11 protein-coding genes are annotated in these 12,885 nt (G+C 74.9%); 2 read left to right on the top strand and 9 right to left on the bottom strand.

What is annotated here, in order from left to right; genetic code table 11:
* Positions 1-34 precede the first annotated feature (34 nt).
* Positions 35-991: a response regulator gene (locus tag O7603_RS10015; RefSeq protein ID WP_281575418.1), complete on the bottom strand. Its 957-nt coding sequence runs from the start codon at positions 989-991 to the stop codon at positions 35-37.
* 1 nt (position 992) lies between these two features.
* A complete protein-coding gene (gene rpe / locus O7603_RS10020; protein ID WP_281575419.1) occupies positions 993-1,673 on the bottom strand; it encodes a ribulose-phosphate 3-epimerase in 681 nt (226 codons plus the stop codon).
* Positions 1,674-1,928: 255 nt separating this feature from the next.
* Between rpe and O7603_RS10025 the strand changes: the two genes are divergently transcribed.
* Both O7603_RS10025 and O7603_RS10030 read left to right on the top strand, forming a co-directional pair.
* Positions 1,929-2,813 carry a septum formation family protein gene (locus O7603_RS10025; RefSeq protein WP_281575420.1) on the top strand — a complete coding sequence of 295 codons (885 nt, stop codon included), beginning with the start codon at positions 1,929-1,931 and terminating at the stop codon, positions 2,811-2,813.
* An 87-nt stretch (positions 2,814-2,900) separates the two neighbouring features.
* On the top strand, positions 2,901-3,788 hold the full coding sequence (locus O7603_RS10030) for a septum formation family protein (protein WP_281575421.1): 888 nt from the start codon (positions 2,901-2,903) through the stop codon (positions 3,786-3,788).
* Between the two features lie 106 nt (positions 3,789-3,894).
* On the opposite strand, the gene O7603_RS10035 is transcribed toward O7603_RS10030, so the two are convergent.
* From O7603_RS10035 to metK, 7 genes are all read right to left on the bottom strand, one after another.
* Complete coding sequence (locus O7603_RS10035; RefSeq protein WP_281575422.1) at positions 3,895-5,283, bottom strand: transcription antitermination factor NusB; 1,389 nt, start codon at positions 5,281-5,283, stop codon at positions 3,895-3,897.
* A 206-nt stretch (positions 5,284-5,489) separates the two neighbouring features.
* Positions 5,490-6,416: a methionyl-tRNA formyltransferase gene (gene fmt, locus O7603_RS10040; RefSeq protein WP_281575423.1), complete on the bottom strand. Its 927-nt coding sequence runs from the start codon at positions 6,414-6,416 to the stop codon at positions 5,490-5,492.
* A 7-nt stretch (positions 6,417-6,423) separates the two neighbouring features.
* Positions 6,424-6,990: a peptide deformylase gene (gene def / locus O7603_RS10045; protein ID WP_281575424.1), complete on the bottom strand. Its 567-nt coding sequence runs from the start codon at positions 6,988-6,990 to the stop codon at positions 6,424-6,426.
* A gap of 45 nt (positions 6,991-7,035) precedes the next feature.
* Complete coding sequence (locus O7603_RS10050; RefSeq protein ID WP_281575425.1) at positions 7,036-8,304, bottom strand: cytochrome P450; 1,269 nt, start codon at positions 8,302-8,304, stop codon at positions 7,036-7,038.
* 84 nt (positions 8,305-8,388) lie between these two features.
* On the bottom strand, positions 8,389-9,372 hold the full coding sequence (locus tag O7603_RS10055; RefSeq protein WP_281575426.1) for an AAA family ATPase: 984 nt from the start codon (positions 9,370-9,372) through the stop codon (positions 8,389-8,391).
* Positions 9,373-9,678: 306 nt separating this feature from the next.
* On the bottom strand, positions 9,679-11,589 hold the full coding sequence (locus tag O7603_RS10060) for a primosomal protein N' (RefSeq protein ID WP_281575427.1): 1,911 nt from the start codon (positions 11,587-11,589) through the stop codon (positions 9,679-9,681).
* A 59-nt stretch (positions 11,590-11,648) separates the two neighbouring features.
* Positions 11,649-12,842: a methionine adenosyltransferase gene (gene metK / locus O7603_RS10065; RefSeq protein WP_281575428.1), complete on the bottom strand. Its 1,194-nt coding sequence runs from the start codon at positions 12,840-12,842 to the stop codon at positions 11,649-11,651.
* Positions 12,843-12,885: the final 43 nt, after the last annotated feature.

Raw genomic sequence — 12,885 nt, forward strand, 5'->3', positions numbered from 1 at the left:
GCGAGGCGAGCTACTTCACAGCGGCGGTACGCGATCACGTGACGCCGCGGCGCCGGTCGACCGCGACGTACGACCCGGGCTGGCTCTTGGCCACCGTCTTCATCTCGCTGGCCACCGCGATGGCCTCGAGGGGGTCGGTGAACCGCTTGCCCGAGTCGGAGAGGGAGACCCCGATCGACAGGGTGACCAGGGCGGCCCGGCGGATGTTGCCCCGCCGGTCCTTCAGCTCGACGAAGCCGCGCTCCCGGTCGGTCGGGTCGTAGAGCGTGTCGGCCGCCTTCTCGAAGTCGACCACGGCCCGGGAGGTCAGCGGCCGGACCTGGTCCGGGGAGCAGACGATCACGAAGTCGTCGCCGCCGACGTGCCCGAGGAAGGCCGGTGGCAGCCCCACCGACACCACCGCCCGGTGCAGGCTGCGGGCGAGCGCCGAGATGAAGTCGTCGCCGCGGACGAAGCCGTACCGGTCGTTGACGCTCTTGAACCGGTCGATGTCGATGTAGCCGACGGCGTAGTCGGAGCCGCTGCGCACCCGGTCGGCGATCTCCCGGCGGATGCGGCTGTTGCCGGGCAGCCCGGTCAGCGGGGAGACCTCGCGGAACTCCTTGTTGCGCCGCAGCGTGGAGCTGACCCGGGCGACCAGCTCGGCGGTGTCGAACGGCTTGACCAGGTAGTCGTCGGCGCCGGCGCTGAGGCCGTGCACCTTGTCCACGGTCATGCCCTTGGCGGTCAGCATGATCACCGGCAGGGCGGAGGTCATCGGGTCGGCCCGCAGCCGCCGGGTCAGCTCCAGGCCGTCGATCCGGGGCATCATCAGGTCGACCACCGCCAGGTCCGGCCGCTGGCGCTCGATCACCTCGAGCGCCTCCTGGCCGTCGCTGGCGTGGATCACCTCGAAGCCGTGCAGCCGCAGGTTGAACTCGACGAAGCGCGCGATGTCCTCGTCGTCGTCGACGACGAGGATGACGTCCGGGCGCTCCCCGGCGGGGTCCACCTCAGGCCCCGGGGGCCGCGCGTTCCGCGAGGGCCCGCAGCCGGCGTACCGCCTCGGCGGGGTCGTCGGCGCCGTAGACGGCGGTGCCGGCGACGAAGGCGTCGGCGCCGGCGGCGGCGGCCTGCTCGATGGTGTCGGCGGCGATCCCCCCGTCGACCTCGATGCGCAGTTCGAGGTGGCCGGTGGAGACGTGCCGGCGGGCGGTGCGGACCTTGTCCAGCAGTTGCGGGATGAAGCGCTGCCCGCCGAAGCCGGCCTTGATCGTCATGATCAGCAGCGTGTCGAAGCTCGGCAGCAGTTCCAGGTACGGCTCGATCGCGGTGTCCCGGTCGATCGCCAGCCCCGCCTTCGCACCGGCCGAGCGGAGGTCCTTGGCCAGCGCGACGGGATCGTCGCACGCCTCGGCGTGGAACGTGACGTTGTACGCCCCGGCGTCGGCGTAGCCGGGGGCCCACCGCCGCGGATCCTCGATCATCAGGTGCACGTCGAACGGGATCTGGGTCACGGCCCGCAGACTCTGCACCACCGGCAGCCCGATGGTCAGGTTCGGCACGAAGTGGTTGTCCATCACGTCGACGTGCAACCAGTCCGCGGCGTTCTCGACGGCACGGACCTCATCGGCGAGGCGGGCGAAGTCGGCGGCGAGGATGCTGGGCGCGACGATGGGCGGCGGTACGGTCACGGGGCCAGTGTACGAACGCGGTCATCCATCGCCGGCACCACCGCACCCGCGGGGACGGGCGGTGACCCGACGGTGACCAATGGTGCAGAATTGGCCGGTCCGGGCGCGTGAATCCGGACGAAGAGACATCCGCGACTGGCCGAACGACGGAAACCGGACGAAACTCCAACAGGGACGGTGACGGGTGGCACGGCGGCCGGCGGCGGTCGCCGGCGGCGAGACCACCGCTCACCAGCTACCCGGGAAGGGCGGACGATGCGACGGTGGCTCGGGGCGCTGGCGCTGGCCGGCGCGGCGATGGTCCTGCTGACCGGCTGCCTGCGACCGCACGGTGCGGACGGCGACCTGGTCGACGACTGGCGGGCGATGCCGCCGCCGAAGATCTTCATCCCGGCCACCGACACCTGCCTGCCCCGGATCACCTCCGTCGTGCAGGCCAGCACGTACGAGACGGTGGACTGCGCCCGCAACCACCTGGCGGAAGCCGTCCACGTCGGCGCGTTCACCGGGCTGCCCGCCGGCCCGCGTCCGGAGCCCGGTTCGCCGGCGCTGCGGACCGCGCGGGCCGAGTGCGACCAGCGGGCCCGGGAGGTGCTCGGCGGCGACTGGCACTCCGCCCGACTCACCCTCAACATCGCGCTGCCCTCCACGGCGGCCTGGGCCGGCGGCGCCCGGTGGTTCCGCTGCGACCTGAGCGAGACCGACAGCATCGACAACACCCGCCCGGTCAACCGCACCGGCAGCCTGCGCGGGGCGATGGTCGGCGACTCGCCACTCGTCCACCGCTGCTTCGACCCGAAGCTGATCGGCGAGAACCTCAACTACATGGCGCCGGTGCTCTGCAGCGAGCCGCACCGGGCCGAGTTCGTGGGCGTGTACGTCGAGCGGGACATGAGCTGGGCGGAGTTCACCGCCACCCCGGGCGTGACGCACCAGCGCTGCATGGCGCTGATCGCCGCCTTCGCCGCGGTGCCCAACAACAGCGACCTGGCGTACCGGGCCGGCTCCATCTACTACCCGCCGTCGCAGCGGGAGTGGGAGGAGGGCGACCGGGGGGTGCGCTGTTTCCTGTGGAGCGACGACCGGCAGTTGACCCGGTCGATGCGCGGCGTGGGTCCGCAGGGACTTCCCGCGATCTGAGCGGTGGTGCCGTATGCTGCTGCGCCGTGGCACAACCGGTCGACGATCGCCGGTGGACGTGACCGCGGTCGGCGGGGAGGTCGGCGGATGCGACGGTGGTGGACGGCGGTCGCCGTGGGCGCGGTGGCGGTGCTGGGTCTCGTCGGGTGCGCCCCGGCCGGCCTGGACGCGGACCTCACCGACGACTGGCCGGCGCCCGCGGCGGCGCAGACCTTCGTGCCCGCTGCCGGGGTCTGCCACCACGCCATCCAGGACGTCGGCTACCTGACCTCGTACAACCCGGTCGCGTGCACGGAGTCGCACCGGGTGGAGACGCTGCACGTCGGCACCCTCTCCGGCGCCGGCGCCGAGCGGAGCACGCCCCCGCCGGCTGGCTCGGTGGGCATGCGCGCCGCGCGGGCGGAATGCGACCGGGAGATCAACAAGGCCGTCGGCGCCGACTGGCGGACCGGCAAGCTGGCCGTCGACGTGGTGTTCCCGTCGCCCCCGGCGTGGACCGGCGGTGCCCGGTGGTTCCGCTGCGACGTCAGCGAGACCAAGGGCCTCGACGACACGTTCGTCGGCCTTCGGGAGGGCAGCCTGCGCGACGCGCTGAAGGGCGACTCGAAGCTGGCGTACCGCTGCTTCGACCCGAAGCTGGTAAAGGACGACGTCGACGAGATGGTGCCGGCCGCCTGCACGGGCAAGCACCACGCCGAGTTCGTCGGGGTGTACCAGGCGCCGGACATCAGCTACGCCGAGTTCACCCGGACCACGCTGCGCATCCACAAGGCGTGCCAGAAGATGATCGCCGACTACGTCAAGGTGCCGAACGACAACAACCTCCAGTACCGCGCCGGCACGATCTTCTACCACCCGTTCGAGCAGGAGTGGCGCAACGGCAACCGCGGCGTGCAGTGCTTCCTCTGGGTCAGCGACCGCGCCCTCACCCGCTCCATGAAGGGCGCCGGCACCAAGGGTCTCCCGGTCACCTGAGCCCCTGCCCCGCGCTCGCGCACCGGGCCGGCCCCGGGTACGGAAAGAGTGGCTGTTCCGGGTGGAACAGCCACTCTTCCGCTGTCGGCGTGCCGAACGGGCCGGGTCAGGTCCGGCGCAGGACGGCGAGGAACATCGCGTCGGTGCCGTGCCGGTGTGGCCACAGCTGCACCGTCGGGCCGTCACCCAACCCCGGCATGCCGGCCGGCAGCAGCGGCCGGGCGTCGACGAAGTCCACCGGCACCCCGGAGCGACGGGCCGCCTCGGTGACCGTCACGTGCGTCTCCACCGTGTGCGGCGAGCAGGTGACATAGGCGACCAGGCCACCGGGGCGCACCGCGCGCAGCGCGGCCCCGAGCAGCTCGCGCTGCAACCGGGTCAGCGCGGGAAGGTCCGACGGCTGCCGCCGCCAGCGGGACTCCGGCCGCCGGCGCAGCGAGCCCAGGCCGGTGCAGGGCGCGTCGACCAGCACCCGGTCGAAGTGCTCCTCCGGCAGCTTCGGCTCCAGCCCCACACCGCGTCCGTCGGTGTGCAGCACGGTCACCGGCAGGCCCCGGGTGGCCTGCTCGACCAGCCGGGCGCGGTGCTCGGCCACCTCGACCGCGGTCAGCCGGGCGCCGCGCTGGGCGGCGAGGGCGCCGAGCAGCCCGGCCTTGCCGCCGGGGCCGGCGCAGAGGTCCAGCCAGCGCCCGTCCGGGCCGTTCAGCGGCGCCGCCGCCAGCGCGGTCGCCACCAGCTGGGAACCCTCGTCCTGGACGTGGGCGCGGCCCTCGGCCACCGCCGGCAGGTCGCCCGGCGCGCCGCCGGACAGGTACACCGCGTACGGCGAGAAGGCGCCCGGGGCGCCGCCGACCTCGTCGGCCAGCTCGATCGGGTCGGCGAGGCCGGGGCGGGCGCACAGGTGCACCGGTGGGCGTTCGTTGTCCTCGATCAGCAGCCGGGCGGTCTCGCCGAGGTCGCCGCCGAGCGCCTCGGCGAAGGCGCGCACGATCCACTGTGGGTGGCTGTAGGTCAGCGCCAGGTGCCCGATCGGGTCGCTCTCGATGCTCGGCGCGAGCTGCTGGACCCACGCGTCGGCGTCCCGGCCGGCGACCTCGCGGAGCACGGCGTTGGCGAAGCCGGTCGCGCCGGGGCCCACCGCGCGGACCAGGTCGACGGTCGAGGAGACCGCCGCGTGCGCCGGGACGCGGGTGTGCAGCAGCTGGTACGCCCCGAGGCGCAGCGCGTCGCGTACCGGCGGGTCGATGCGCTCCACGTCGCGGCCGGCGGCGGCGGTGAGGATCGCGTCCAGCGTGCCGAGGTGGCGCAGGGTGCCGTAGGTCAGCTCGGTGGCGAAGGCCGCGTCCCGGCCGACCAGCCCCTCCTCGCGGAGGATCGCCGGCAGGACCAGGTTGGCGAACGCGTCGTCCCGGTTGACCGCGGCGATCGCCTGGTACGCCGCGTGCCGCGGCAGGTCCACCGCCGGCCGGCCACCCCGGCCGGTGCGGCGGTCCATGCCGGCACGGGCGCTCCACCGGGCACCGCCCGCCGGTCGATCGCCGGCGCGTCCGCCGGCCGGCCGGCCGCCGCCCCTTCCGTCGCGCGGCTCGCCGCGGCGGTCACCACTCGGCCGGTCGCCGCGCCCGGCGCCCGCCGTGCGCGGACCGGACCGGCCGTCGGACGCCCCGGCGCCGCTGGCACGGTCGTCGCGGTCCGGCGCGGTCACGCCAGGACCTCGCCGGCTGCGACCCGGACGCCGCGCGCCCAGTCGGTCGCCGGCATCGCCCGCTTGCCGGCCGCCCGCACCTCACCCAGCTGCACCGGAACGGTGGCGGTGCCGGCCAGCACCCGGGACTTCTCCACCAGCAGCTCGCCCGGCTTGAGGTCGGGGCCGTTCGCCACCGGCGTCACCGGACCCAGCTTGACCCGCTCGTCGCGGAAGGTGGTCCACGGGCCCGGCGCCGGGGTGCAGGCCCGGATCCGCCGGTCCACGGCGAAGGCCGGATCGCTCCAGCGCACCCGGGCGTCTTCGACGGTCAGCTTCGGCGCCAGCGACACCCCGTCGGCCGGCTGCGCCTCGGCCCGCGCGGTGCCGTCGGAGATCGCGTCGAGCACCGCCACCAGCAGGCCGGCGCCGGACTGGGCCAGCCGCTCCAACAGGTCGCCCGAGGTGTCGCTCGGGCGGATCTCGTCGGTCAGCGTGCCGTAGACCGGCCCGGTGTCCAACCCCTCCTCGAGCTGGAAGACGCTGGCCCCGGTCAGCTCGTCGCCGTGCAGCACGGCGTGCTGCACGGGCGCCGCGCCGCGCCAGGCCGGCAACAGCGAGAAGTGCAGGTTCACCCACCCGTGGCGCGGGATCTCCAGCGCGGCCGGTGGCACGAGCGCCCCGTAGGCGACCACCGGCACGCAGTCCGGTGCCAGCTCGCGCAGCCGGTCCAGGAACTCCGGCTCGCGCGGGCGGGCCGGGGTGAGCACCTCGACGCCGTGCTCGTCGGCCCACGCCCCCACCGGGGAGCGGGACAGGCCGCGACCCCGCCCGGCGGGCGCGTCGGGACGGGTGACCACGGCGACCAGCTCGTGCCCGGAGTCGGCGACGGCGGCCAGGGCGGGGACGGCGACGGCCGGCGTGCCGGCGAAGATCACGCGCACCGGGCCGTCACCGACCCAGGCCGAAGGGGCTGTCCGCGCTCGCGGCGTGCGGGCTGAGCTTGACGACCGGCGGGGCGGCCACGTCGTACCACTCCGCCTGGCGGATCGCCTTCATCGCCTCCTTGCGCCCGGCCGGGTCGAGGCGGTCGACGAAGAGCACGCCGTCGAGGTGGTCGGTCTCGTGCTGCACGCAGCGGGACATCAGGCCGGTGCCGACGATCTGCACCGGGTCGCCGTAGCCGTTGAAGCCCTTGGCGACCACGTTCTGCCGGCGCTTCGTGTCGAAGTAGAGCCCGGGGATGGAGAGGCAGCCCTCCGGGCCGTCCTGCTCCTCGGCGTCCGGAAACTCCAGGACGGGGTTGACCAGGTGGCCGAGGACGTCGTCGACGTCGAAGGTGAACACCCGAAGGCCCACGCCGAGCTGCGGCGCGGCCAGGCCGGCGCCGTTCTGCTCACGCATGGTGTCGGTCAGGTCGGCGATGAGCCGACGCAGCTCGGCGTCGAAGTCGACCACCGGATCGGCCGGCGTGCGCAGCACCGGATCCCCGAACAGACGGATGGGCTGGACGGTCACGCGGGACGGCTCCTTCTGGGGTGGGACGACCGGGGCCGTACCAGTCTACGGAGTACCGGGTCGGGCCCCGGCCGGCGTACCGCGATCGGTCGCCGCGGGTGTGCCGAGCGTCACCGGCAGGGTGTCGTACCCGCGCAGGGTGAGTCGCGTCCGCCGCCGCGGCCGGCCGGCCAGGGCCAGCTCCGGCAGCCGGCGCAGCAGCAACGGGAAGGCCACCTGCGCCTCCAGTCGGGCCAACCCGGCACCGAGGCAGTAGTGCGGTCCGGCACCGAACGAGAGCGGGTGCGCCTGCGCCCGCCACGGGTCGAACCGGCCCGGCTCGGAATACCGCCGGGGGTCCCGGTTCGCCGCTCCGAGCAGCAGCAGCGCCCAGCTGCCGGCCGGCAGGCCGAGCCCGCCGCACCGCACGGGCTCGGTGGTCATCCGGGTGGTCAGCTGCACCGGCGAGTCGTAGCGGAGCAGTTCCTCGACGTACGCCGGGGCGAGGTCGGGGTGCTCGCGCAGCGCGCCCGCCTCGCGGGGGTGCGCCAGCAGCACGACGAGGCCGTTGCCGAGCAGGTTGGTGGTGGTCTCAAAGCCCGCGACCAGCAGCACCACCAGGTTCGCCAGCAGCTCGTCGCCGGAGAGCCGGTCGCCGTCGGCGTCGTGCACCTGCACCAGCGCGGTGGTCAGGTCGTCGGCCGGGGCCCGGCGCCGGGCCTCGACCAGCTCCGCGAAGTAGCCGCGCAGCTCGGCCGCGCCGCGGTCGGCGACGGCCAGCTCCTCGGTGGTGATCTCCGGCTCCAGGATCCCGGTCAGGTCGGCCGCCCACCGGCGGAACGACGGCCGGTCGGCCGCCGGCACGCCCAGCAGCGCGCAGATCACGCCAACCGGCAGCGGGTACCCGAAGTCGGCCAGGAAGTCCACCGGCTCGCCCTGCCGGCCCCGCTCGACCATCGCGTCGACCAGCTCGTCGGCCTGGGCGACGACCACGTCGCGCATCCCGGCGATCCGCCGCGGGCTGAACGCGCCGGCGGCCAGCCGACGCATCCGGCTGTGGTCGGGCGGATTGGTCCGCAGCATCGACCGGGAGATCGACGTCACGGCGGGGCTGTCCCGCCAGCCGGGCCAGAGGCCGTCGCGGATCTCGTCGTCCATCACGCCGAGACGCGGGTCGCGGAGCAGCTCGTCGGCCTCGGCGTAGCCGGTGACCACGTAGAAGACCGGCCCCGCCTGGACCACCGGCCCGTGCGCCCGCAGCCGTTCGTACGTCGGGTACGGATCGACCCGCCCCTGCGGCGACATGAGCAGGGCGAGCGCGTCGGCTGCGTCCACGGTCAGCCTCCCCGTCCGGCATCGAGGGACTTCATCATGCCCCCGATCCGCCGCTCCGGCGATCCGGCGCGTGTCCGGGTCGGCTCAGCCGGCGTGGCCGGGCTCGCCGGCCAGCACCGCGTCGCCGGCGAGCAGGGCGTGCTCGGGCAGCGGGAGCTGGATGCCGTGCGCGGCCTCCCAGTCGTAGACGGTCCCCGGGCGGACCTGGGCCGTGAAGTACTCGACCGCGCTCATCCCGCCGACCACCGGCTCGTCCACCTCGGCGACCAGCTGCGCCGGCACCAGGGGGAAGCCGCTCTGCAGGGCGGCGCTGAGGCGGCGATGGCCGTCGACCACGAAGAAGTACTCACCCGTGTAGCCGATCCGCAGCGGCTCCAGGGCCGCGTCGCCTGCGCCCGCCACGCCGTCGACGAACTCGGAGTCCCACAGGCCGCGCAGGGTGGTGATGTCCTCGGTCGGGTAGACCCGGGCCGGGTCGAGCAGCAGCAGCGGCGGGCCGTCGCGCAGCACGTCGGCGCCGAGGTCGCCCTGGTACGCGGCGACGATGTGCTCGATGACCTCTTCGGCGTTCGCCCGGGTGGTGTCGCAGACCAGGTCGTAGTTGCGCAGGCGGGCCTTGTCCACCCCGTAACGGACCAGGAACCGGCTCCGCTCACTCTCGCTGCGCTCGCGCAGCTTGGCCTTGGCCTCCTCGAGCGAGGTGTAGCTCTCCGCCGGCCCGGACGGGCGCGCCAGCACCCGGCGGGCCGCCTCGCCCGGCTCGGTGATCATGTGCACCTTGAGCGCGTCGCCGAAGAAGTGCCAGGCCAGCCGGGAGTCCATGACGAGGCTCTCGCCGGACGCGGCGATGTCCCGCTGCAGCTGGTCGACGTAGCCGTCGACCGCCTGGTCGAGCTCGGCGTGGAGGTTGAGCTGGAGCGCGGTCATCTGCCGCTCCTGCGCCATCTGCCGGTAGAGGTCGCCGACGCTGACCCGGCGCAGCCCCAGCCGCTTGGCGATCTCCACCGACACCGTGCTCTTGCCGCTGCCGAGGTCGCCGTTGAAGACGATCGATTGACGAACGGTCACGACTGGTCCACCCCTGGTTACCGGCTTCTTGACATCGTCGATGTGGCGTCGGCCCGACGCGTTTCCGCCGTTGTCGCGCCGTCCGTACGCCCGGGCATGACGGGCGACTCTATCACTGTCCGGGCAGCCGACCGCCGCACGCGGCGTCCGACGCCGCGCAGGTCACCCGGCCGGGTGGGCGCTCCGGCGCGGGTCGCGGGGCTGCTCGCCGGGCCGCTGCCGCCGCCGGTCACGGCGCGGGTCCCGGCGTCTCCGCCACCGGTCGCGGCGCGACCTCCGCCGGCAGTCGTGACCCCGGGCGCCGGGCTAGAACAGGCTGAGCGGGTCGACCTGGAGGCGGACCGGGTCGGCCGCCTTGCGGGCGCTGCGCGCGCCGGCCGCGGTGTGCAGCGCGTCGGCCAGGGCGGCCGCCCGGGCGCGGGGCACCCGGACCAGCATCCGCTCCCGCTCACCGTCGGCCGGTACCGGCCCGAGCACCTCGGCCCCGTCCGGCAACCGCGCCTCGGCGAGCAGGTCCGCGACCGCCACCGGAAGGCCCGTCACGCTGGCCATCCGCACCGCGGGCGGGAAACCCAGCTCGCGCCGCTCGGCCAGCTCCCGGGCGGCGAACCACGCGGCGTCCCAGCGCAGCAGCGCCTGCACCGGGGCGAGCGCGCCGTCGGCGACCACCACCACCCGGCCGCCCGCCCCGGCGGGCCGGGCCAGCGCCGCCGCGGCCAGCCAGCGACGCAGCGCCTCCTCCCCGGCGCGCAGGTCGGCCCGGGTGAGCAGGGCCCACGAGTCGAGCAGCAGCACGGCGCCGTAGCCGCCCTCGGCGAGCGGTTCGGCCCCCGGCGTCGCGATCACCAGACCGGCGCCGCCGGGCACCTCGGTGAGCACCTCCTCCCGGCCGGAGGTGCGCACCGGCACGCCGGGAAAGGCCCGCCCCAGCTCCTCCGCGGTGCGCCGGGCGCCGGTGACCGCGGCCCGCAGCCGCCGCCCGCCGCACTCGGGACAGGCGTACGCGGCGGCGACCCGGCCGCACCAGCGGCAGGCCGGGGTGCCGGCCGCCGAGGGCAGCGCGAGGGGGCCCGCGCAGGCGGGGCAGCGGGCCGGGGTGCGGCAGTCGGCGCACGACACCGCGGGCAGGTAGCCGCGCCGGGGCACCTGGACCAGCACCGGCAGGTCGGCCCGGAGGGCGTCCCGGGCCGCGGTCCAGGCCAGGCTGGGCAGCCGCGCGGTCGCCGCCCCGGGGTCGCGGGCCAGCTGCGGGTCGTCGCCGGTCGGCGCGATGGCCGGCGTACGCGCCCGCACGGTCGCCCGATCGGCGACCACCTCGCGGGCCCAACCGGTCTCCACCAGCAGCTGCGCCTCGGCGGTGCGGGCGAACCCGCCGACCAGGGCAGCGGCCCCGGCGAGCTGGGCCCGGGTGAGCAGCACCTCGCGGGCGTGCGGGTACGGCGCCCGCGGCTCGGCGTGCAGGTCGTCCCCGTCGTCCCAGACCGCGACCAGGCCCAGCCGCTCGACCGGGGCGAACATCGCCGCCCGGGTGCCGATCACCACCGGCACGTCGCCGCGGCGGGCGGCGAGGAAAGCCCGGTAGCGCCGGGCCGGACCGAGCGCGGCGGAGAGGGTCACGTGCCGACCCGGGCCGAGCGCGGCGGCCACCGCCGCGTCCAGCCGGTCCAGGTCCCGGTTGTCGGCGACCACCACGACCGCGCCGCGACCGCCGGCCACCGTGGCGGCGACGGCCTCGGCGTACCGGGCCGCCCAGTCCTCCCCGGGCAGGGCGGACCAGACCGCGCGGGGTGTCCGCCCGTCGTTGAGCGCCCGCAGGTAGGCCGGGCCGGCCGGATAGCCCCGCCAGCCCTCCGGGTCGGGTGGCGGCGGCGGCTCGGCCGGCGGTGCGGGCTCGTGCGGCTCCTTCTCCACCCGGGCGTGCCGCGGCGGCACGGCGAGCCGGAGCACGTCGGCGAGGCTGCCGGCGTACCGGTCGGCGACCGCGCGGGCCAGCCGGGTCACCTCGGGCGACAGCACCGGCTCCGGGGAGACGACCTTCTCCAGGTACGCGAGCCGGCCGGTGTGCCCGGAGTCGTCGGTGCGTTCCAGCAGCCACCCGTCGACCAGTTGGCCGGCGAAGCGGACCTTCACCCGGGCGCCCGGCACGGCCGCCGCGTCCGACTCGGCCGGGACCAGGTAGTCGAAGGGCCGGTCGAGGTGGGCCAGCGGGAGGTCCACGCAGACACGAGCGACCGGCGACCCGTCCGCGGATCGCCGGTCGCTGCGCGAGGTGCCGGTCAGGCTCCCGCGGCCGACTTGAGGTCGGCGGCCCGGTCGGTGCTCTCCCAGGTCAGGTCCGGCAGTTCCCGGCCGAAGTGCCCGTACGCCGCGGTCTGCTGGTAGATGGGGCGGAGCAGGTTGAGGTCCCGGATGATCGCGGCCGGCCGCAGGTCGAAGACCTCGGTGACGGCTTCCTCGATCGAGGCGACCGGCACGGTCTCGGTGCCGAAGGTCTCGATGAAGAGGCTGACCGGGTGCGCCTTGCCGATCGCGTACGCGACCTGGGCCTCGCAGCGCTCGGCGAGGCCGGCGGCGACCACGTTCTTGGCCACCCAGCGCATCGCGTACGCGGCGGAGCGGTCCACCTTCGACGGGTCCTTGCCGGAGAAGGCGCCGCCGCCGTGCCGGGCGTAGCCGCCGTAGGTGTCGACAATGATCTTGCGGCCGGTGAGGCCGGCGTCGCCCATCGGCCCGCCGATCTCGAAGCGGCCGGTCGGGTTGACCAGCAGCCGGTAGCCCTCGGTGTCCAGGCCGAGGCTCTCCAGCTCGGGCGCGATGACGTGGTCGCGCACGTCCGGGGTGAGCAGCGAGTCGAGCGAGATGTCGGCGGCGTGCTGGCTGGACACGACCACGGTGTTCAGGCGGACCGGGCGCAGGCCCTCGTACTCGATGGTGACCTGGGTCTTGCCGTCCGGACGCAGGTAGGGGATCGTGCCGTCCTTGCGGACGGCGGCGAGCCGCCGGGCCAGCCGGTGCGCGAGGGCGATCGGCAGCGGCATCAGCTCCGGCGTCTCGGAGCAGGCGAAGCCGAACATCATGCCCTGGTCGCCGGCGCCCTGGGCGTCCAGCGCGCTCTCCGACGCGCCGGTACGCAGCTCGAAGGCGTTGTCGACGCCCTGCGCGATGTCCTCGGACTGCGCGCCGATGGAGACGCTCACGCCGCAGGAGGCGCCGTCGAAGCCCTTCTTCGACGAGTCGTATCCGATGTCGAGGATGGTCTTGCGGACGATGGTCGGGATGTCCGCGTACGCCTTGGTGGTCACCTCGCCCGCGATGTGCACCTGGCCGGTGGTGATCATGGTTTCCACCGCGACCCGGCTGCGGGGATCCTCGGCGAGCAGCGCATCGAGGATGCCGTCGCTGATCTGGTCGGCGATCTTGTCCGGGTGGCCTTCCGTGACCGATTCGGACGTGAAGAGGCGGCGTGTCACGGCACTCCTAAAGCGTGTGAAAGTCGTTCCGCGGCAGTCTAGT

This window comes from Micromonospora sp. WMMD812 (assembly GCF_027497215.1).
Classification (GTDB): Bacteria; Actinomycetota; Actinomycetes; order Mycobacteriales; family Micromonosporaceae; genus Micromonospora.